General features: G+C 71.1%; 20 protein-coding genes. 15 read left to right on the top strand and 5 right to left on the bottom strand.

Annotated elements, in window-relative coordinates; translation table 11 throughout:
- Nucleotides 1–228: 228 nt before the first annotated feature.
- Both SSMG_RS17595 and SSMG_RS17590 read left to right on the top strand, forming a co-directional pair.
- On the top strand, nucleotides 229–546 hold the full coding sequence (locus SSMG_RS17595; protein ID WP_009078034.1) for a bifunctional 3-phenylpropionate/cinnamic acid dioxygenase ferredoxin subunit: 318 nt from the start codon (nucleotides 229–231) through the stop codon (nucleotides 544–546).
- On the top strand, nucleotides 543–1,700 hold the full coding sequence (locus SSMG_RS17590; protein WP_009078032.1) for an NAD(P)/FAD-dependent oxidoreductase: 1,158 nt from the start codon (nucleotides 543–545) through the stop codon (nucleotides 1,698–1,700). The genes SSMG_RS17595 and SSMG_RS17590 overlap by 4 nt, the downstream gene beginning before the upstream one ends.
- Here SSMG_RS17590 and SSMG_RS17585 read toward each other — a convergent pair whose 3' ends face one another.
- Together SSMG_RS17585 and SSMG_RS17580 are read right to left on the bottom strand one after the other, a co-directional pair.
- Entirely contained in the window at nucleotides 1,701–2,135 is a 435-nt protein-coding gene (locus SSMG_RS17585; RefSeq protein ID WP_037714021.1) for a L,D-transpeptidase, read from the bottom strand.
- An 85-nt stretch (nucleotides 2,136–2,220) separates the two neighbouring features.
- On the bottom strand, nucleotides 2,221–2,769 hold the full coding sequence (locus SSMG_RS17580; RefSeq protein WP_037714019.1) for an HD family hydrolase: 549 nt from the start codon (nucleotides 2,767–2,769) through the stop codon (nucleotides 2,221–2,223).
- 95 nt (nucleotides 2,770–2,864) lie between these two features.
- Between SSMG_RS17580 and SSMG_RS17575 the strand changes: the two genes are divergently transcribed.
- From SSMG_RS17575 to SSMG_RS17535, 9 genes are all read left to right on the top strand, one after another.
- The gene (locus SSMG_RS17575; RefSeq protein ID WP_009078026.1) at nucleotides 2,865–3,629 is read left to right on the top strand and encodes a crotonase/enoyl-CoA hydratase family protein; all 765 of its coding nucleotides are present in this window, start codon (nucleotides 2,865–2,867) and stop codon (nucleotides 3,627–3,629) included.
- Nucleotides 3,630–4,138: 509 nt separating this feature from the next.
- Nucleotides 4,139–5,008, top strand: a complete 870-nt coding sequence (locus SSMG_RS17570) for a glycosyltransferase family 2 protein (RefSeq protein ID WP_009078024.1) — start codon at nucleotides 4,139–4,141, stop codon at nucleotides 5,006–5,008.
- On the top strand, nucleotides 4,984–5,478 hold the full coding sequence (locus tag SSMG_RS17565) for a hypothetical protein (RefSeq protein WP_159396480.1): 495 nt from the start codon (nucleotides 4,984–4,986) through the stop codon (nucleotides 5,476–5,478). The genes SSMG_RS17570 and SSMG_RS17565 overlap by 25 nt, the downstream gene beginning before the upstream one ends.
- On the top strand, nucleotides 5,475–6,572 hold the full coding sequence (locus tag SSMG_RS42485; protein WP_050788212.1) for a glycosyltransferase family 4 protein: 1,098 nt from the start codon (nucleotides 5,475–5,477) through the stop codon (nucleotides 6,570–6,572). Before SSMG_RS17565 ends, SSMG_RS42485 begins: the two co-directional genes overlap by 4 nt.
- Nucleotides 6,569–8,815 carry a DUF2206 domain-containing protein gene (locus SSMG_RS17555; protein WP_009078019.1) on the top strand — a complete coding sequence of 749 codons (2,247 nt, stop codon included), beginning with the start codon at nucleotides 6,569–6,571 and terminating at the stop codon, nucleotides 8,813–8,815. Before SSMG_RS42485 ends, SSMG_RS17555 begins: the two co-directional genes overlap by 4 nt.
- On the top strand, nucleotides 8,812–9,948 hold the full coding sequence (locus tag SSMG_RS17550) for a glycosyltransferase family 4 protein (RefSeq protein ID WP_009078017.1): 1,137 nt from the start codon (nucleotides 8,812–8,814) through the stop codon (nucleotides 9,946–9,948). Before SSMG_RS17555 ends, SSMG_RS17550 begins: the two co-directional genes overlap by 4 nt.
- Nucleotides 9,945–11,279: an oligosaccharide flippase family protein gene (locus SSMG_RS17545; protein ID WP_009078015.1), complete on the top strand. Its 1,335-nt coding sequence runs from the start codon at nucleotides 9,945–9,947 to the stop codon at nucleotides 11,277–11,279. Before SSMG_RS17550 ends, SSMG_RS17545 begins: the two co-directional genes overlap by 4 nt.
- On the top strand, nucleotides 11,224–12,399 hold the full coding sequence (locus SSMG_RS42480) for a glycosyltransferase family 4 protein (RefSeq protein ID WP_009078013.1): 1,176 nt from the start codon (nucleotides 11,224–11,226) through the stop codon (nucleotides 12,397–12,399). Before SSMG_RS17545 ends, SSMG_RS42480 begins: the two co-directional genes overlap by 56 nt.
- Nucleotides 12,396–13,649, top strand: a complete 1,254-nt coding sequence (locus SSMG_RS17535; protein WP_009078012.1) for a polysaccharide pyruvyl transferase family protein — start codon at nucleotides 12,396–12,398, stop codon at nucleotides 13,647–13,649. Before SSMG_RS42480 ends, SSMG_RS17535 begins: the two co-directional genes overlap by 4 nt.
- A 7-nt stretch (nucleotides 13,650–13,656) precedes the next feature.
- Here the strand turns inward: SSMG_RS17535 and SSMG_RS45415 are convergent, their stop codons facing one another.
- Nucleotides 13,657–13,797 carry a hypothetical protein gene (locus tag SSMG_RS45415; protein WP_158688046.1) on the bottom strand — a complete coding sequence of 47 codons (141 nt, stop codon included), beginning with the start codon at nucleotides 13,795–13,797 and terminating at the stop codon, nucleotides 13,657–13,659.
- Between the two features lie 84 nt (nucleotides 13,798–13,881).
- Between SSMG_RS45415 and SSMG_RS17530 the strand changes: the two genes are divergently transcribed.
- The 3 genes from SSMG_RS17530 (at nucleotide 13,882) to SSMG_RS17520 (ending at nucleotide 16,864) form a co-directional block, all read left to right on the top strand.
- Nucleotides 13,882–15,015, top strand: a complete 1,134-nt coding sequence (locus SSMG_RS17530; RefSeq protein WP_037714016.1) for a glycosyltransferase family 4 protein — start codon at nucleotides 13,882–13,884, stop codon at nucleotides 15,013–15,015.
- Between the two features lie 213 nt (nucleotides 15,016–15,228).
- Nucleotides 15,229–16,113, top strand: coding sequence for a signal peptidase I (gene lepB / locus SSMG_RS17525; protein ID WP_009078010.1), 885 nt, complete (start codon nucleotides 15,229–15,231; stop codon nucleotides 16,111–16,113).
- A gap of 259 nt (nucleotides 16,114–16,372) precedes the next feature.
- A complete protein-coding gene (locus tag SSMG_RS17520; RefSeq protein ID WP_009078009.1) occupies nucleotides 16,373–16,864 on the top strand; it encodes a hypothetical protein in 492 nt (163 codons plus the stop codon).
- Between the two features lie 34 nt (nucleotides 16,865–16,898).
- Here SSMG_RS17520 and SSMG_RS17515 read toward each other — a convergent pair whose 3' ends face one another.
- Both SSMG_RS17515 and SSMG_RS17510 read right to left on the bottom strand, forming a co-directional pair.
- Nucleotides 16,899–17,528, bottom strand: coding sequence for a DsbA family oxidoreductase (locus tag SSMG_RS17515; protein WP_009078007.1), 630 nt, complete (start codon nucleotides 17,526–17,528; stop codon nucleotides 16,899–16,901).
- Nucleotides 17,529–17,551: 23 nt separating this feature from the next.
- On the bottom strand, nucleotides 17,552–18,409 hold the full coding sequence (locus tag SSMG_RS17510) for a DMT family transporter (protein WP_234392838.1): 858 nt from the start codon (nucleotides 18,407–18,409) through the stop codon (nucleotides 17,552–17,554).
- A gap of 83 nt (nucleotides 18,410–18,492) precedes the next feature.
- On the opposite strand from SSMG_RS17510, the gene SSMG_RS17505 reads away from it, so the two are divergent.
- A complete protein-coding gene (locus tag SSMG_RS17505; RefSeq protein ID WP_009078003.1) occupies nucleotides 18,493–19,380 on the top strand; it encodes a LysR family transcriptional regulator in 888 nt (295 codons plus the stop codon).
- The last annotated feature ends 33 nt before the right edge of the window (nucleotides 19,381–19,413 follow it).

Genomic DNA, 19,413 nt, shown 5'->3' with positions numbered 1-19,413 from the left:
CCTCTCCGGAACAAGATGAGGCCCAGCCGGGGCGCTGTCAAGCACCGCCGGAGGTGCCGCACCCGTTCGCCGGAACCGCCTTCGACCACGGCTTTCACCCGGAACGGCGCTCCGGAAACTCCACCCCCGGAACCTCTTGACGGCACCCCTTCCGCGCACTCAGACTCTGTTGCGTATCACGTTGGGTGTTCCTCAATACGCAACAGACCCCCAGCTTCGGAGGAATCAATGCTGCGCGCGTGCACTGTGGACGAGCTGCCCCCGGGCGAGTCCGTCCGGATCGCGGGGCCGGAGCCCATCGCCGTCTTCAACGCCGACGGCGAGCTGTACGCGATCGGGGACACCTGCACCCACCAGGACGCGTCGCTGGCCGGTGGCTGGCTCGAAGGCTGCTTCGTGGAGTGCCCGCTGCACGCGGCGCTCTTCGACCTGCGCACCGGCATGCCGTCCTGCCTGCCCGCCAAGCAGCCGGTGCGCACGTACCAGGTGCAGGTCGAAGAGGGCGTGATCTACGTGCTCGCCGACGCCGCCGAGGACGCTGCGTGAAAACGGTCGCGATCGTCGGCGCTTCGCTCGCCGGCGCCCGCGCCGCGCAGGAGCTGCGCGCCCAGGGGTTCGACGGTCGCGTGGTGCTCATCGGCGAAGAGCCGCATCTCCCCTACGACCGGCCGCCGCTGTCGAAGGCCTTCCTGGCCGGGACCGCGGCGCGCGAGTCGCTGGACCTGCTCGACGCCGACGATCTCGCCTCGCTGGAGGTGCGGCTGGGCACTAGGGCGGAGCGTCTCGACCCGGCGACCGGCCGCCTCGTCCTGTCCGACGGCGAACTGGAAGCGGACGGTGTCGTCCTCGCGACCGGTGGCCGCGCTCGGGCCTTGCCGGGAACGGAAGCTGTTGCCGGAGTTCATGTGCTGCGCACCCTGGACGACGCACTCGCACTGCGCGAGGAGCTGGTTCCCGGGGCGCGCGTGGTGATCGTCGGGGGCGGGTTCATCGGGGCCGAGGTGGCCTCGACCTGCCAGGGCCTGGGCCTGGACGTCACGGTGCTGGAGGCGTTGCCGACGCCCATGGCGCGCGTGCTGGGTCCCGAACTCGGGTCGATCTGTGCGCGCCTGCACGGCCGGAACGGCGTCACCCTGCGCTGCGGCGCTTCGGTGGCCGGGCTGACCGCGGTCTCCGGCCGCGTCACCGGGGTGCAGCTGGAAACCGGCGAGAATCTGCCCGCTGACGTGGTGGTCGCCGGGATCGGCATGGTCCCGGCGGTCGAGTGGCTCGACGGGTCCGGGCTGGCGATCGGCAACGGCGTGCGCACCGACTCCGGTCTCGTCACTTCGCTGGCGAACGTGGTCGCCGCGGGCGACGTCGCGGCGTACGGACCGGCGGGCATCCGGCACGAGCACTGGACGAACGCCACCGAACAGGCGTCGGTCGCGGTCGCGAATCTGCTGGCCGGGCAGGTGGTCCGGGAGTACCAGCCGAGCGGTTACGTCTGGTCCGATCAGTACTCCGGGACGCTCCAGCTCGCCGGGCATCCCGCGCCGGACGACGAGGTGCGCTACGCCGAGGGCGGTCCGGACGACGACTCGTTCCTCGCCACGTATCACCGGGACGGCCGGACCGTGGCGGTGTTCGGGCTCAACAACCCGCGGGGATTCGGCCGCCTGCGCCGGCAAGCGCTGCGGCGGCCGATGCCCGTCGGGTGATTACCGCACGACCTGCACCACGTCGCCCGGCTGCAGGGTGTTGAAGAACGCCACCGCGTCGGCGTGCGACAGGTGGACACAGCCGTGCGACTGGACCTTCAGGCTGCCCTGGTGGAACGCCACGCCGGTGTTGGTGAAGAACACCGAGTACGGCATCGGTCCGTTGAACTGCTTGCTGTAGTGGTGAAGATCCTTGTACTGCACCCGGAACGTGCCGACCGGGGTCGGGTACTGGGGCTTGCCGACCGTGACGGGCACGCCGCCCCGGGTGACCTTGCCGTTGTCCATCAGCCACGCGGTGTTGGCCGAGAGCTTCAGGCACGCTTTCGCCTGCGGCCCGCACGGCGGTCCTGCCGCCTCCGCGGTCGCCGCGAATCCGATAGTTCCCGCCATCGCCGCGACACTGGCCAGTATTGCCGTGAGTTTCCGGTTCATCCTGTGCCTCCCCGAGATGGTCGTACTTTGGATCTTTCCCAGAGAGGGGACTCTTAAACCAAAAGTGCGCCCATGTGGGTGAGCTTTAACGAGTGCGCCACGCCAGCGGAGACGTCGCCAGCGCCGCATCGGCGACGCGCCGCGCGGTGTTGGTGAAGAGCCCAGCCTGCGCCGATGCGAGCCATTCGTCCACTGTGGAGACTCCGGTCGCGCGGTATTCGAGAGCCTGGAAAAGCATTTCGAGTTTGTCGGCGTCCTTCGCGCAACGCGCTTCGGGCGACTCGCGAGTTTCGTACTCGTCTACCGCTGACTGCACGGTTTCTGCCGACGCACGCGGCAGGCTCGCGGTCTGGTCCGCGGTGATCGCCCGAGGTTCCGGCTTCGTCAGGTAGGGCGCGGCCGTGTGCGGAAGGTCGCCGGTCCGGGTCTCCTGGGTGTCGTGCCACAGCGCGAGAAACGCCGCGCGCTCCGGGTTCGCGCCTTCCTCCGCGGCGAGCAGCGCGGCCAGCTGCGCCGCGCGGAGGCTGTGCTCGGCCACCGATTCCGGGTCGCGGACCCCCGCCTGCCACCAGCCCGCGCGGCGGACCCGTTTGAGCACTCCCAGCTCGAACCCGAACGCGGCCAGGCCGTCCATGGCGCTCTCCCCTTTTCCGGTGGCGATTCCGCTGCTGGAGCCTACGGGGCATGGCATGCTGCGCGGACATCCGCTTCTTCCCCGGGAGGCCTCGCGTGAGCACTGTGCTGGTCGAGCACGACGGTCCGGTCACCACCATCGGCATCAACCGGCCGGAGCGCCGCAACGCCGTCGACCGCGCGACCGCCGAGGCGCTGGCCGACGCCTTCCGGGAATTCGACGCCTCGGACGCCTCGGTCGCGGTGCTCTACGGGGTCGGCGGGACGTTCTGCGCGGGCGCGGACCTCAAGGCGGTGAGCGAAGGCCGCGGCAACCGCACCGAGCCGGACGGCGACGGCCCGATGGGGCCGACGCGGCTGCGGTTGCGCAAGCCGGTGCTCGCGGCGGTGTCCGGCCACGCCGTCGCGGGCGGACTGGAGCTGGCGATCTGGGCCGACCTCCGGGTCGTCGAAGAAACGGCGGTGTTCGGCGTGTTCTGCCGGCGCTGGGGCGTCCCGCTGATCGACGGCGGCACGGTCCGGCTGCCGCGGCTGATCGGCCGGAGCCGCGCGCTCGACCTGGTGCTCACCGGGCGTCCGGTCGACGCGGAGGAAGCGCACCGGATCGGTTTGGCGAATCGCGTCGTGCCAGCCGGGCAGGCATTGTCCGCGGCCGTGGCGCTCGCACGGGAAATCGCCGCGTTTCCGCAGACCTGCTTGCGCGAGGACCGGGCCGCATTGCTGGAAAACGAGTCCTTGAGCGAGGAATCCGCATTGGAAAACGAATTCCGGCACGGGATTCAGTCGTTGAACGCGGACACCCTTGCGGGAGCCACGCGATTCGCCGAAGGCGCGGGCAGGCACGGTTCGTTCGAGAACTAGCCGCGCCCGATTACCGTTGCCCAGCAACGAATATACCCGCGTCCAAGCAGGCGCGGACCGCAGGCGGACATAGCGGACACGCGACCCGATGCCGCCTTTTCCGGCTTCGCCCGCCCCACTTCTTCCGAACTGAGCCGACCGGGTGAAACCGCACGCGAATACCTTTCGTCTTTTTGCGTTCCCGTCACCATTACCTGCGACGACCGTTACTTCTCGCCGCCGCATTCGGAACTGGGCCGATCGAGCGAACGGAAAATTCGCCAACCGCACGTAGCGCCCCGGCGTCGGCATCGATACAGATAGGAGGCCGGGCGCGCCCGCCCGGCCCGCGCGGCCGTCCGCCCCCACAACAGAACCCCGCCCCCCGACCCGTCGCCGGCAGGCCCCCGCCGGCGGACGCCGACCCGCCCGGCCCGACGAGGCCGGGCCATCGGCGCAGCGCGCCGCCGGACCCGGCCGTGCCCGTGCTCCCTCCCCGCCGAGCACAAGACCAGAACCGAGGTTCCTCCATGACGTCGGACATCGAGCGTTCCAGCTCCTCGCCGTCGGACGACACCGCCTCCCGCCCGGGCGCCGGGCCCTGCTGCCGCCTCCGTACCGCCAGCCGCGGCGCCTGCGCCGAAAGACCCCGGCCGCGGAAACTGTCCATCGTCATCCCCGCGCTCAACGAACGGGTCAACATGCCGCGCGTGCTGGCCACGATCCCGTACTCCGGCCTCGCCTCCCTCGGCTACGAGCTCGAGGTGATCGTGGTCGACAACGCCTCGACCGACGGGACCGGCGAGGTGGCCGCCGCGCTCGGCGCGCGGGTCGTCCTCCAGCCCGTGCGCGGCTACGGGCACGCCTATCACGCGGGGTTCGCCGCCGCGACCGGCGACGTGATCGCCACCGGCGACGCGGACTGCACGTACCCGTTCGACCACCTGCCCGGGCTGCTGGGCGCGATGGCCGACCGGCAGCTCGATTTCCTCTCCACCAACCGGCTCGGCCGCGAGAACCGCGGGGCGATGAAGCCGTCGCACCGGTTCGGCAACCGGGTGCTGACGCTGATCAGCCGGTTCTTCTTCCGTTCGCCGTTCCGGGATTCGCAGTCCGGGATGTGGGTGTTCCGCCGGCACGTCTGGCGGCACCTGGACATCCGCTCCGGCGGCATGCCGTTCTCTCAGGAGATCAAGAACGACGCCTACGTCCGCGGTTTCCGGTGCGGCGAAACGCTGATCGAGTACCGGATCCGCGGCGGCGACGTGAAACTGCACGCTGTCCGCGACGGCCTGCGCAACCTGTCGCAGCTGGCCGCGCACCGGGCGCGCACCGCGCGGGTGCCGGCGAACGTCCTCTGCACGGACGAAGCCCGATGCGTCCTGGCGATGGCGGACTGAGCGTGGACGAGTCCTCGGAAGAGCCGGGAAACGGCCGCGGCTGGCTGAAATTCGCCGTCGCGTTTGGCGCGGTGGCGGTGCTCGGGGTGGTCACCGTCCTGGTCTGGCCGGACGCCCGGACGTTGTTCCGGCAGTCCTTCACCGAGCAGCCGGAGACCTACACGGAGCTGTATTTCGTCGGCACGCCCGCGTTCCGGGACGGGGCGGTCCTCGCGGAGGTCGCCCTCGTAAGGCACGGTCCGGCGCGCGCGGACTACACCGTGGTAGCCGCGTTGGAGACGTCTACGGCCGACCGGCTCGCGGGCGTGTCCCGGCGGGTGACTCTCGAGCCCGGCCAGTTCACCGCGATCGACTTCCGCCTGCCGGTGCCGCCCGGGTGCGTCGTGGACGCGATCGCGGTGAACGTCGCGGGAGGCATGGAAAACCTGCGTTTCCGGCTGCCCGGCAACTCTTCCGGAGGCAGACCGTGACCCGCCGCCGGATCGTCCACCTCACCCCGTGCTACCCGCCGCATCTCGGCGGAATGGAAGCGGTCGTCCAGCACCTGGCCCGGCAACAGGCGCGGCAGCACGACGTCACCGTGCTCACCACGACCGTCGGCGCGCGCGACTCGCCGCGACGCGAGGTGGTGCACGGGGTGGCCACCATCCGCGTTCCCGCGCTTGACATCGCGCACACGCCGGTGTCCCCCGGTCTCGTTCCCGCCTTGCTGCGCATGCCCAAACCTGCGGTGTGGCATCTGCATGCCGCGCACGCGGTGGTGCCTGAGCAGGTCGCGCTCGTCGCGGCCGTGCGCCGGCAGCCGTTCCTGTTCCACTTCCATCTCGACGTCGACCAGTCCGGAAAGCTGGGCTGGTTGTTGCCGCACTACAAAAAGCACGTCTTCGCCCGGGTTTTGCGCGCTGCCGCCGGGGTGCTGGTGCTGACCGAGGCCCAGCGGGAGTTCGTCCACACCGCCTATCGAGTGGACCCGGCGCGGATTTTCACAGTCCCGAACGGAGTGTCCGCGGAGTTCTTCCTTCCGCCGCGTCCGCGCCGGGAACCGGTGCTGCGCCTGCTGTTCGTCGGGCGGCTCAGTCCACAGAAGAACCTCGCCCGGCTCCTGCACGCGCTGGTCCGGGTGCGCCAGCCGGTCGTCCTCGACGTGGTCGGAGACGGCGAGCAGCGCACTCGGCTCGCGGAAACCGTGCAGCGGCAAGGGATTGCGGGCGTGCGGTTCCACGGCCGTCTGCACGGCGCTTCGCTGCTGCACCGCTACGAGCAAGCCGATCTGTTCGTGCTGCCCTCGGATCGCGAAGGGATGTCGCTCGCCGCGCTCGAAGCCATGGCCGCCGCGCTGCCGGTGCTCGCGACCGACGTGCCCGGGAATACCGAACTCCTGCGCGGCATCGGAGCGCTCGTTCCCGCTGATTCCGCCGCGCTGGCCGCGGCGATCGACGAATTCGCCACGGACGAGGACTTCCGGCGGAGGACCGCCGCGGCCAGCGCGCGAGCGGCCCGGGAGTTCACCTGGGCCGCGGTGGCAGCGCAGGTCGAGGACGTCTACGCCGAGGTGCTCCCGTGACGCGCCCCAGCCAGCGCGCCGTCGTGCTCGGTTCGGTGCTCGCCGCCGGGGTCGTGGAGCTGCTGCCGTGGCGGCCTGCGGTGCTGGTGACCGTCACCGGTCTGTGGCTAGTGTTCGGCGCCCCGGCGTGGCTGTGCCGTCGGATTGCCGCCCGGATCGTGTCCACCCGAGAGGCGCAGTGGTTGCTGGGGCTGGGTTTCGCGGTGCTGACCGCGATGGTGGCCGCACTGGCCGTCAACACCGTGCTCCCCTGGTTCGGCGTCTCGCGCCCGTTGACGACCGCGTCCCTCGCCGGGGCTCAGACACTCGCCGCGGTCGCGCTCGCGGTCCTGGACCGGCGGCTCACCGGCTCGTCCCCACCCATGCGGGGGCCGCGATGGATGCCGGTACGCGACGTCGTACCGATCGCGATCCTCGGGGCTCTGACGCTGGTGGTCGCCGCCGCCGGGGCCGTCCGGCTTAACAACGGATTCAGCGGCGCGACGAGCCTGATCGCGCTGTTCCTGGTCGCGGCGCTACTCGGGCTGCTGGCCGTCCGGGCGAACCGGTACGGCGACGGGGTCATCGCGCTCGGAATCCTCTGCGCAGCAACGGCTTTGCTGCTGCTGACATCGCTGCGCGGCTGGTACGTCACCGGGCACGACGTCCAACGCGAGTTCCTGCTCTTCCAGCTCACCTCAAGCAAGGGCTACTGGGACATCTCCGGCTACCCCGACCCGTACCACGCCTGTCTCAGCATCACGCTTCTGCCCGCTTCGGTGGCCCAGCTGACCGCCTTGCCCGGCTTGGCGATCTTCAAAGTGGTGCTGCCGATGCTGTTCGCCGCGGCACCGGTCGCGGTGTACCGCACGACCCGGAACCTCACCACCAAACGGATCTCGCTGCTCGCCGCGATCTGCTTCCTCGCGTTCCCCACGTTCTTCACCGACATGCCGTTCCTCGGGCGGCAGGAGATCGCGTTCCTGCTGTTGGGCTGTGCGGTCCTGGCGTTGAGCGACCGCAGCGCACCGCGTCGCGCACGGCGGGTCGCGTTTACCGTCCTGTTCGCGGGGATCGTGCTGTCGCACTACTCCACCACCTACGTGCTCATCGCCGTCCTGGTGCTGGGCAAGCTCGCCAGCGGTGTCATCCGGGTGGTCCCGCCGTTGCGCCGCCGGCTTGCCGAGCGGACTCCGAAGGAGGCGACCGATTTCGTCGCCTGGCCGATGCTCGGCGTCGCGGTCGCGTGTTCCGCGCTCTGGACCGGCCCGGTCACCGGCACCTGGCATCAGCTCCAGCACACCGCCGTCGCCGCTGCACACGACCTGTTCCACCCGGATCAGGTGCAGCGCGGCTCGTCCGACACCGCGTACAGCATTTTCAGCTCCGCCCGGGTCAGCCCGGAGCAACGGCTCCAGGACTACGCCGAGTCCACCCGCCCCCGCGGCGAACCGCCCGCAGCTCCCGTCCAGGTCGCCCCAGCGGACAACCTGCCGCTGACCAGAGCCGGGTCCGCGCTCGACCAGCTCGGCCTCGACGTCCCCCGCGTGAACAGCCTTCTCCGCACCTTGTGCGCGGACGGGCTGCAGGTGTTGCTGCTCGTCGGCCTAGCCGGAACCCTGCTCGCCACCGCGACCGTGTTCCGGCCGACGCACGACCTGTTCGTACTCGCCGCGGGTGGCCTGGGGGTGCTCGCCGCGGAGATCGCGCTGCCGCAGCTCTCGGTGGATTACGGAGTCCTGCGCACCTTCCAGCAAGGCCTGTTCGGGTTCGCGCCGTTCATCGCGATGGGGTCGGTCTGGGCGTTGTGGTGGCTCAAACGGTGGCGAATGCCCGCCGCGACCGCCGTCTCGCTGCTGCTGTTCCTCGACCTCACCGGCGCGCTGCCCCGGTTGTTCGGCGGCTACCCGGCGCAACTGCAGCTGGACAACGCCGGGCAGTACTACGACATCTACTACGCCCACCCGCAAGAACGCGCCGCCCTCGCCTGGCTCGAACGGCACACCGCGGCGCAGCGCATCCAGTCCGACCGCTACACGCTCAGCCGCCTCCAAACGCTGCTCGACGGCCGCCCCGGAGACGACATTTACCCGACGCTCGTGCAGCCGGGCTCGTTCGTCCTCCTCGGCTATCCGACCGTCCGCAAGGACGAGGTCACCGTGTTCTACCAGGGAGATCTCGTCACCTACCGCTATCCGCTGCGGTTCCTCGACGCCACCAAGAACAAGGTCTACAGCAGCAACGGAACGAGTGTGTACCGATGACGACCCTCCGGATCCTGCTCGTCTCGCACTACTACCCGCCGCATGTCGGAGGGATCGAGAACGTCGCCGCACAGCAGGCCCGGACCCTCGCCGCACGCGGTGCCGAGGTCACCGTGCTGACGAGTGCTTCGCCCGCTGCCGCACCGGCTCCGGTCGACGGCGTCCGGGTCGTGCGCGTTCCCGCCTGGAACGGGGTGGAAGACCGGACGGGAGTGCCCTTCCCGGTGTTCGGGCCCCGGTTGTTCCGTGCCGTCCGGGAGTGGGTGCGGTGGGCGGATGTCGTCCACCTGCACGACACGCTGTACCAATCCTCGTGGATCGCAGGAGTGCGAGCAGCGCGGACTGGCACGCCGCTGTTCCTGACCCAGCACGTCGCGGTCGTCGAGCATCCCTCGGCGGTGGTGCGGGCGGTGCAGCACGCGGTGTACCGGTCGATCGGGCGGCGGTTGTTCCGGGCCAGCCGCGAGGTTTTCGTGGTCAACGATTCCGTCGGCGCCTTCGTCCGCCGTTTTCGCGACGACGTGGAGTTGCTGCCCAACGGCGTCGACACCGCCCGGTATCGGCCCGCGTCCGCCGGAGAAACCCGGCTGCTGCGGGAACGCTGGGGACTGCCTGCCGACCGGGTTCTGGTGCTGTTCGTCGGGCGGCCGGTACCGAAGAAGGGCTACGACCTCCTTCTCGCTGCCCGGCACCCCGACTACGACCTGGTCTTCGCCGGGGAACGGCCGAAGCACGTCCCCGAGGATCCCACGGTCCACCATCTGGGCGCGATGAGCCCGGACGAGCTCAGCCGCCTCTACCGAGCCTGCGACGTCTTCGCCCTGCCGTCGACCGCCGAAGGATTCCCCCTGACCGTCCAGGAAGCGATGGCCTCCGGCCTCCCGATAGTCACCACCGACGACCCGGGCTACGCCTCCTACGGACTCGACCGAACCCAGGTCGCGCTGCTCCCCCGCGAGGCGGAAATCCTGCGCGCGACCCTGCGCTCCCTCGCCGCGGATCCCGCCCGCCGCGCAGCCATGGGCCGCTACTCCGCCCGTTACGCCGCCGCCCGGTTCTCCTGGCCGAAACACGTCCAGCGCCTCGAAGAAAGCTACCTCGCCGCGCTTGAGCCGAACGAGGTTCCGGCATGACCGCGCTCGCCGAGCCGTCCTTCGCCGCCCGGCTGAAATCCGACCCGCTGGTGCGCAACTCGTTCTTCCTCATGGCCACCACCGCGCTCGGTGCCGGGTCCGGATTCGTGTTCTGGATCGTCGTCGCCCGGCTCTACCCGCCCGCCGAGGTGGGCTGGGCGAGTTCGCTGCTCTCGGCGGTGACCCTGCTGAGCTACTTCAGCGGGCTCGGGCTCAGTTCCAGCCTCGTCCGGTACCTGCCCACGACGGCGTCCCGCAGCGCGCACGTCAGCTCCGCGCTCACCTCGGTGGCCGTCACCGGAACCGTCCTCGGGGCCGGTTTCGCGCTCGTCGCGCCGTTCGTCTCGCCCGGATTGTCCTTCCTCAGCGGGTCATTCCCGGAGATTGCGCTGTTCGCCTTGCTGGCGATGGCCGTCGCGCAAAACCTGCTGACCGACTCGGTTTTCGTCGCCGTGCGCGCGGCGAAATACAACCTGCTTCTCAACGGCGTCCTGATGAGCGCGGTCAAACTCGCCCTGCCGATTGCCTTCGTCGGAGCGGGCGCAATCGGCATTTTCCTGTCGAGCACAATGGCTTCCGCCGTTGCCGCCGTCGCGAGCATCCTCGTCATCCGGCAGCGGCTGCGCATCCCGGTCCGGCCCCGCGTGTACCCGGCGACGCTGCGCACCACGCTGGCGTACTCGCTCGGCAACTACGCGTCCAGCTGCCTGAATCTCCTGCCGCTGCTGGTGCTTCCGTTGCTGGTGCTGCGTTCCCTCGGACCGGAAGCGTCCGCGGCCTACTTCGTGGCGTTCCAGATCGCCAACTTCGTCAACGCCGTCCCGTTCGCCGTCGGCGAGGCGCTGTTCGCCGAAGGCTCGCACGAACAGGAAGACCTGAAACAGCTGGCGAAACGCTCGGCGCTGCTCATCCTCGCGATCGTGCTGCCCGCCGTCAGCGTCACGGTCGCCCTCGCGAAACCGGTGCTGACCCTGTTCGGCGCCAGCTACGCCGCCGACGCCCGGAACTGCCTCGTCGTCCTCGCGGTCTCGGCCCTCGCGGTGGCGTTCAACACGTGGTCCGGGTTCCTGCTGAAGGTGACCCGTCAGCTGCCGGCGATGAATTTGTCCAATGTGGTCTACGCGGGGGTCACCGTCGGCCTCGCCGCGCTCGGGGCCCAGCACAGCCTGGGGTGGCTCGCCGCGGCCTGGGGCGTCGGCAATCTCGCGTCCGGCCTCGTCTCGGTCGCCGCGCTCGCACTGCGCGGACTGTCTCCGTGCGACAAAGGAGGTTCGGATGAAGATCGCGCACATCGTCAACGTCGGCTTCGAAGCCGGCGGCGCGGAGCGTAGCGTCCGCCTCGTCGCTGGCGGGCTGCGGCGACGCGGGCACCAGGTCCTGGTCATCGCCACCGACCACCTGCTCGACAACCCCGCCGTCAGCGACCGGGAAGTCTTCGCCGACGTCCTGGTGCCCGCGATCCGCGGGGGCCCGCTTCGCCGTTTCGCGGGCTACTTCTGGCACCGCCCCGCGTACCGGCAAGTGACCGCCGCTCTGCGTTCTTTCGCTCCGGATGTGGTGCACCTGCACACCATCGGCGAGTTCAGCCCGGCCGTGCTCAGCGCGTCCGCCGCCTACCCGCGGGTGCTCACCGTCCACGGTCCCGAGGACTGGACCCGGGAGTTGCTGTCGTGGAATCTCCGCAGCCGCACCGAAGGCCACTCCCGACTGTCCATAACGGACACTGCGCGGCTGGCCTATCTGCGTTTCCTGCAACGACCCGCGTACCTGCGCCGGCTGCGCAGCGTCGACCGCGTGCTCACCCCGAGCCGGTTCCTCGCCGACGTCGTTCGCCATGACCTGCCTCGGACACCGATCCGCGTCGTCCCGAACGGCGTGCCGCTGCCCACCGCTTCTCCGGTCCCCGACACCGCCGACGCGCTGTTCGTCGGCCGCCTCGAACCGGTGAAGGGCGCGCACGTGCTCGTCGACGCCTTCGCTACGGTCGCCCGCCGCCTCCCGGACGCCCGGCTGACCCTCGCCGGGGACGGCGCGCAGCGAGCCGTCCTCGAAAAGTCGGTGAGCGAACAAGGTTTGGCCGACCGAGTCCGCTTCGCGGGCTGGCTCGGTGAGCGCGAACTGGCGGCGGCGTACCGCGCGGCTTCGGTGGTGGTGATTCCTTCGGTGTGGCCGGAGAATTTCCCGACTGTCGCGCTGGAAGCCCTCGGCGTCGGACGCGCGGTCGCCGCCACCGAGGTCGGCGGCATTCCCGAGCTGATCCGCCCGGGACACAACGGGGTCCTCGTCCCGCCGGGCGAGCCGGGTGCCCTCGCCGACGCCCTCTCCCGGCTCCTCCGCGACCCGGGCTTGCGGCGGGCCATGGGGGCGCACTCGGCCGGGCTCGCCTCCTGCCACCGCCTCGGCCCTTTCCTCGACCGGCTGGAACAGCACTACCGAGAGGTCCGCCGATGACCCGGGTCGTCGTAGTCAACGCGTTCGAACGCGGCAACCGCGGCGACGCCGCCCTGCTCACCGTCCTGCTCGAACAGATCCGCCGCGCGCTGCCCGGCGCCCGGATCGCGATCGCCGGGTTCGAGCATCCCGCGCGCTGGCCGGAGTTCGACGGCGTGCCCAACCTCGGTTCGTTCCGCCGCTACTCGGGCGAGGAGAGCATCCCCCGGCTCCGGCGGATCCTGCGGAAACTGAGCCTGCTGCCCGTCGTCGCGCTCGCCGCCGCCCGCCTCCCGCGCCGGCCGCTGCTGGCGGCGGCCCGGCTGCTTCCCGCCGAACCGCGGCGCGAACTGCACGCCCTCGCGACCGCCGACCTCGTCGTCTCCGCCGGCGGCGGCTACCTGAACGGACGCGCGGACTTCGCCTCCGACCTGAACGTCCTCTTCCTGCTGCTGCCGCTGTGGCTGGCCCAGCGCTTCGGCGTCCGGGTGGGGACCGGCCCGCAGTCCTACGGCCCGTTCCCCCGTCTGGTCCAGCGCGTGCTGGTCCGCCACGTCCTCGGCCGGGCCGACGCGATTCTGGTCCGCGAGGACATCAGCCGCGACCGGCTCGCCGAACTCGGGCTGCCGACGCGCCTGCTCACCCGCAGCGTCGACAGCGCCTTCGCCTTCGAAACCCGGTCCGACCGCGACTGGCGCACCGCGCTCGGCATCCCCGCCGCCGCCCGGATCGCGATGGTCACCGCCCGCCAGTGGCTCGACGAGGCCGGACAGCTCCGGTACGAACACGCCTTGACCGCGGGCATCCGGCACCTGCTCGGCCGCGGGTACCACGTCGTCCTGGTCCCCCAGGTGACCTGCGCTTATCAAGGCGACGACGACCGCCGCGTCAACACCCGCCTCGCCGCCGGGCTCGACCACCCCCGGCTGCGCGTCCTCGGCGACGACACCTTCGACCACCGCGACGCCCGCGCCATCTACGCCGAAGCCGACCTCGTGCTCGGCACGCGCTTCCACTCCGTCATCTTCGCCCTGACCGCGCACGTCCCGTGCCTCGCGATCGAGTACGACCACAAGACCGCGGGCATCATGCGCGATCTCGGGCTCGAAAAGTGGGTCGTCGGGATCGCCGAAATCCGCGACACGACGCTGCCCACGCTCCTCGACAGCCTCATCGAACACCGCGACGACTACCGGCAGCACGTGCGCGAGGTCCTTCCCCCATACGCGCGTCGCGCCCGCGACCTGAGCCCGCTGCTCGATGCCGCCTGACGCGGGGTCAGCCGCGCCGCAGCCACCGGAACCGGCGGCAGCCGCAGCGCCCGCAGTCGGTGCCGCCGCGCAAATGCTGGTGCTCACTGCGTTCGTGCCCGCACGCGCGGCACCGCACCGCCGCCCACCGCACCCGGATCCCGGACATCCCGCGCCTCCTCGAAGTCCCCCGACCCACACCATCACATCCGCGCGCGCCCAGCCAACCGGACCAATGAGGACAGGAGCCTCCGTGAACCGAGACCGCACCGTCGTCTTCGCGACGCCGTACTTCCCGCCGGACGTCGGCGGCGTGCAAACCTACGTGCACAGCCTGGCCTCCGCGCTGCGGGAAGTCCCCGGCTGGCGGCCGGTCGTCGTCACCACCAGCCCGCGCGGCCCGTCCGACGACCCTTTCCCGGTCTACCGGCTCCCCGCGCTCGCCAAGCTGTCCAACACCCCGCTCGACCCGCGCTGGCCGCGCCAGATCCGCCGCATCCTGCGTGCCGAACGGGCCGACTTCCTGAACGTCCACACCCCGGTCCCCGGCCTCGCCGACGCCGCGACCCTCGCCGCCGGGAACGTCCCGGTCGTCGTGACCTACCACGCCGCGGCCTTGGTCAAAGACGGTCATCCGCTGTTCAACACCGTCGCGCGCGCCTACGCCTGCGCCGAGCGCTTCATGCTGCGCCGGGCAGATTCGATCCTCGGCGTTTCCGACTTCGTCGCCGAGAATTTCCGTCCCCGCTACGGAGGCAAGGTCGGTGTCCTGGAGAACGCCGTCGCCCCCGAGGTCTTAGCCGCTCCGGTCGGCGGGAGCCGTCCTTATGCCGCCGCCTTCCTGGCCCGCTTGGAACCGACCCACGCGTGGAAAGGCCTCGACCAGCTCCTGCCTGCGATGCGCCGCCACCCCGGCCGCCTGCTGGTGATCGGCGACGGCGCCGCGCGAACTGGTTACGAAGCCCTCGCCCGGAAACTCGGGATCGCCGACAACGTCACCTTCGCCGGAAACCTCAGCGGTGCCGCGAAATTCCGGGCACTGCGCAGTGCGAGGTCGCTCGTGTTGTGCCCAACCAGTCCGAACGACGCCTTCCCGACAGCGCTGCTCGAAGCGTGGGCGAGCCGGGTGCCGGTGATCGCGACCGCGGTCGGCCCGCTCGCTTCGCTGGTGCGGGATGGCGTCACCGGACTGCTTGCCGCGCCGCGTTCTCCCGAGGCGCTGGCTGGCGAATTGCGGCGCCTCGAAGCCAACCCGGGTCTGGCGCACGCGATCCGGGAGAACGCCTGCGAACTCGTGCGGAGCCGGTACACGTGGCGCCATCGGGTCGCGGAGTTCGTCGAACGACTGACGGCGGTCGAGCGGCGCGGTGCTCCGGTCTCGCGATAGCTCGCGGCCGTAATCCGAAGCCCCGCTTCACCTCCGTTTCACCTCACCGGACACCGCGACACCGCCGGATTCCGGAGCACTCCCCCGATTCCGGCCCGTTTTCCTTCCCCGAGGGCGAAATCTCCGGTTGCCGTCCCGCTCACCGGCACGACCCCCCGATCGTGGCCGCGCGCGGTCCGCCGCCGGGCGGGCGGTTCTGGGTAGCCTGACGGCGTGGCCGACCCGATCCCCCCAGTCCCCGCCCCCGGCGAGCCCGGATCCGAGCGTCCCGGCGCGGACGAGCCGCCCCGGAAGGCGCGGCGGAAGCGTCCGTTCTGGCAGGAGCTGCCGATCCTGATCGGGATCGCGCTGGTGCTGACGATCCTGATCCAGCAGTTCGTCGCGAAGGTGTTCCTGATCCCGTCGGCGTCGATGGAGACGACGCTGCACGGCTGCGACGGCTGCTTCGGCGACCGGGTCGTCGTCGACCGCGTCACCTACGATTTCACCGATCCCGCGCCCGGCGACGTCATCGTCTTCCGCGGCCCGCAGTCGTGGAACGCGAACGAGATCGCCCCGCAGGAATCGGGCAACGTCTTCACGAAGGCGTTGCGCGGCCTCGGTTCGCTGGTCGGCTTCGCCCCGCCGGACGAGCGCGACTTCGTGAAGCGCGTGATCGCCGTCGGCGGCCAGACCGTCCAGTGCTGCGACCCGCAGGGCCGCGTCCTGGTCGACGGCAAACCGCTCGACGAGCCGTACGTGCACTGGCTCGAGCAGCCGCCGACGGCGCGGCAGACCTTCGCCCCGGTCACCGTTCCGAAGGGAAGCCTCTGGGTGATGGGCGACAACCGGGAGAACTCGTGCGACTCCCGCTGCCAGGGCGGCGGCGGGCTGAACGGCACCGTCCCGGTGGACAACGTCATCGGCAAGGCGCGGGTGATCGTCCTGCCGCCGTCGCGCTGGGGCGGCGTCACCGACCACGACCCGCAGGCCGCGCCGGCCGCACTCGGCGCACCGGCGTGGCAACAGGGAATCCCGCTCGGGGCCGGGGCGCTGCTGGCGTTCCCGACGCTCGCCGCGGGGCGGGGGTTGCGGCGGAAGCTGAGCAAACAGGACTGACCGCCGCGAGGTCTGGACCACCCGGACGGCCCGCGTCGATGCGGGCGGCACCGGTCAGGATCAGATCCTGGATCGCCCGCCGGTCCGGCTCTGCCGACATCCGGTCCGTACAAGAGTTTCGCGGGCGGCCGCTGCCCGGACCTGTGACCTGCGGTTCTCTCGGGCACCGCCCTCCCGCCGCAGCGCGGTCCGGCGGCGGTGGCATGATGCCCGCACGGTCCCGGCCGATCGGACCGCTCGCCGAGGAGGAAGGTGACGCTTGAGCACGCGCACTACCCAGGTGGACGACCTCCGGCTGGTGGCGCAGCCGAGCGCGGTCCCGTGCACCGAGCTGTTCGTCCGCCTGATCCTGACCGACTGGTCCCTGCTCCCGATGCTCGACCAGGTCAAGAACGCCGCGGTCCGGCTCGTCGGCGACGTCGTGGACCAGAGCAGCCCGTCCGCGCCCGCCTTCGTGACCGTCCGGCTCCAGCTGCGCGGGGACCGGCTCGTCGTCGAGGTGGACGACGACCTCGTCGCCCCGACCCCGCCGCGCGACGAGCGGATCGGCGTGCGCCCCGGCGACCGCGGCGGCCGCACGACCTGGTGCGAACTCCCGCTGCCCGGCGGGATTTCGGCCGGACAGGTCCGGCTCCCGCGCCGCGGCGACCGTCGGACCCTGGTGGACGAACCCGTCTCCGGCGAACCGGTCACCGCCGACCCGCAGGTGCTCGAACGGCTCCTCAACCGCCTCAGCACCTGGTCCGAATAAGCGCTCCGGAAAGGACTGCCGGGCCGCGACGATCTCAACGCCCGGCAGAAGCCTCCCAAGCCTTTTCCAGCGCCTGCGCGAAAACCTCCACCGACTGCCCGCCGGAGACCCCGAACCGCCGTCCCAGCACGAAAAACGGCACCCCGCCCGCACCCAGCTCCGCGGCTTCCCGTTCCTCGGCCCGGACCGCGTCCGCATACCGCGCCGGGTCCGCCAGCACCGCTTCCGCTTCCCCGCGCGGCAATCCGGCCTCTTCCGCGACATCGGCGAGGACGTCCGAAGTGAACACTGCCCGAGCCTCGGCGAAATTCGCGCGGAACAACGCCGACACCATCTCGTTCTCCAGCCCCTTCTCGCGGGCCAGATGCAGCAGGCGGTGCGCGTCGAAGGTGTTGCCGATCTCCCGGTCCGTCCGGTAGCCGAGCCCTTCCGCCTCCGCGAGCCCGGCGACCCGCTGCTCCATCTCGGCGGCCTGCGGCCCGTACTTCGCGGTGAGCATGTCCAGCAACGGCTCGGTGCCGGTCTTCCCCGGGTCCAGTTCGAACGACCGGTACGTCACGGTCACCTCGTCCCGGTGCTCGAACCCGGCCAGCGCCTTCTCGAACCGCGCCTTCCCGAGGTAGCACCACGGGCACACGACATCGCTCCAGATCTCCACCTGCATGCCGCCAGCGTAGAACGCGTCGCCTAAACGGCGGTCTTCACCGGCTCCCGCGCCCCGGTCCGTTCCGCGCCGATGCCCGCCGCCACCACGAACGCGATCCCGGCCACCGCGGCGAAATTCGGCACCTGGCGCAGCACGATCAGCCCGAGCACCAGCGCGATCGCCGGTTCCAGGCTCATCAGCGTCCCGAACGCCGACGCGGTCAACCGGCGCAACGCCAGCATTTCCAGGCTGAACGGCACCACCGGCACGAGCACGGCGAGCCCGAGCCCGGCGAGCACCAGCGGCCACGTCAGCTGGCCGACCACCGCCGGGGCGTGCACGAAGGTGGCGACCAGACCGGCCACCGGCATCGACACCGCCAGCCCGCGCAGGCCGGTGACCTCGTCCCCGACTCGCTGGGTCAGCACGATGTACGCGCCCCAGCAGACCGCCGCCGCGAGCGCGCAGCCGAGGCCGATCAGGTCCGTCCCGCCCTGCCACGGCTGGGTCAGCAGCACCACTCCGGCCGCCGCGAGCACCGGCCACCCCCGGGTTCCGCCGCGGCCGCGCACGATCGCGACGGTCAGCGGGCCGAGGAATTCCAGCGCGCTCGCCGTGCCCAGCGGCAGCCGGGTCGCGGCGACCATGAACAGGATCGTCATCCCGGCCGTCGCGAAGCCGAGCACCACGCAGGTCAGCAACGCCGGGCGGCGGAACGCCGACGGCCGCGGCCGCACGAGCACCACCAGCAGCACGCCGGCCCACGCGAGCCGCAGCCACGCGACGCCGGTCGGCCCGATCTGGTTCGCGAGACTGACCGAAACCGCCAGTCCGAGCTGGACGGACAGCATGGCGCCGACGGCCAGGGCGACGCCGACGCGAGGAGTGGAGGGAAGCACGCGTCCAGGAGAACGCATCCAGACCGTTCGTGTCCACGTGCCAATCCTGGACGTACTGTCCGGGAATCCTGAACAATCGGCGGATGGACACCCGCAGGCTGCAGTTCCTTCTCGAGTTGTCGCGGCTCGGCTCGATGCGCGCGGTGGCGGACGTGCTCGAAACCACAACGTCGACGGTCTCGCAGCAGATCTCCGTGCTGGCCAAGGAAACCGGCGTCGCACTGCTCGAACCGGACGGCCGCCGCGTGCGGCTCACTCCCGCCGGGCGACGGCTCGCCGAACACGCCGTGACGATCCTGGCCGCCGTCGAGGCCGCCCGCGTCGATCTCGACCCCGAAGCCGAACCCGCCGGCACCGTGCGCGTCGCCGGGTTCGGGACCGGTGTGCGGCACGCGGTGCTTCCGGTCGCGGACCTCCTCGCGCAGCGGCATCCGCAGGTCCGCGTCGTGATCAGCGAGCACGAACCCGCCGAAGCACTCGCGCAGCTCCGGACCGACGACATCGACCTCGCGCTCACCTACGACTACAACCTCGCGCCCGCGACCACGGATCCGTCTCTCGCCATCCGTCCGTTGTGGACCGCGCCGTGGGGCCTCGCGGTGCCGCGCGCGGACGCGAACCCGTTACGGGGCAAGGGAACCCTCGACGTGTTCACCGCCTTCCGCGACCGCGACTGGATCGGCAACTCCCGCAACGGCGCGGACGAAACGGTCGTCGGGACGCTGGCGTCGATGGCCGGATTCTCGCCGCGGTTCACCCACCGCGCGGACCACCTCGACCTGGTGCAGGACCTGATCGCGGCAGGCGGCGGAGTGGGCCTGCTCCCCGAATCCTGGCCGACCCGGCCCGACGTCGCGGTCCTGCCGCTGACCGGGCCGGACGTCCGGCTCCGGGCCTTCGCCTGCACCCGGCGCGGGCGGGACGCGTGGCCGCCGCTCGCCCTCGTCCTCGGGCTGCTGCCCGGCGACTAGCATGGCAGGAGAAGCGGTCCGAGCACGGAGGAG

Source organism: Streptomyces sp. AA4 (assembly GCF_000158875.1).
Classification (GTDB): Bacteria; Actinomycetota; Actinomycetes; order Mycobacteriales; family Pseudonocardiaceae; genus Amycolatopsis.
This window is presented reverse-complemented; position numbering and strand designations above follow the sequence as displayed.

Excerpts from the sequence above, each read along its gene's own strand:
- SSMG_RS17595 (WP_009078034.1), top strand. The coding sequence starts at position 229 with ATGCTGCGCGCGTGCACTGTGGACGAGCTGCCCCCGGGCGAGTCCGTC.
- SSMG_RS17585 (WP_037714021.1), bottom strand. The coding sequence starts at position 2,135 with ATGAACCGGAAACTCACGGCAATACTGGCCAGTGTCGCGGCGATGGCG.
- SSMG_RS17580 (WP_037714019.1), bottom strand. The coding sequence starts at position 2,769 with ATGGACGGCCTGGCCGCGTTCGGGTTCGAGCTGGGAGTGCTCAAACGG.
- SSMG_RS17570 (WP_009078024.1), top strand. The coding sequence starts at position 4,139 with ATGACGTCGGACATCGAGCGTTCCAGCTCCTCGCCGTCGGACGACACC.
- SSMG_RS17565 (WP_159396480.1), top strand. The coding sequence starts at position 4,984 with ATGCGTCCTGGCGATGGCGGACTGAGCGTGGACGAGTCCTCGGAAGAG.
- SSMG_RS17550 (WP_009078017.1), top strand. The coding sequence starts at position 8,812 with ATGACGACCCTCCGGATCCTGCTCGTCTCGCACTACTACCCGCCGCAT.
- SSMG_RS17545 (WP_009078015.1), top strand. The coding sequence starts at position 9,945 with ATGACCGCGCTCGCCGAGCCGTCCTTCGCCGCCCGGCTGAAATCCGAC.
- SSMG_RS42480 (WP_009078013.1), top strand. The coding sequence starts at position 11,224 with ATGAAGATCGCGCACATCGTCAACGTCGGCTTCGAAGCCGGCGGCGCG.
- SSMG_RS17535 (WP_009078012.1), top strand. The coding sequence starts at position 12,396 with ATGACCCGGGTCGTCGTAGTCAACGCGTTCGAACGCGGCAACCGCGGC.
- SSMG_RS45415 (WP_158688046.1), bottom strand. The coding sequence starts at position 13,797 with ATGTCCGGGATCCGGGTGCGGTGGGCGGCGGTGCGGTGCCGCGCGTGC.
- SSMG_RS17515 (WP_009078007.1), bottom strand. The coding sequence starts at position 17,528 with ATGCAGGTGGAGATCTGGAGCGATGTCGTGTGCCCGTGGTGCTACCTC.
- SSMG_RS17505 (WP_009078003.1), top strand. The coding sequence starts at position 18,493 with ATGGACACCCGCAGGCTGCAGTTCCTTCTCGAGTTGTCGCGGCTCGGC.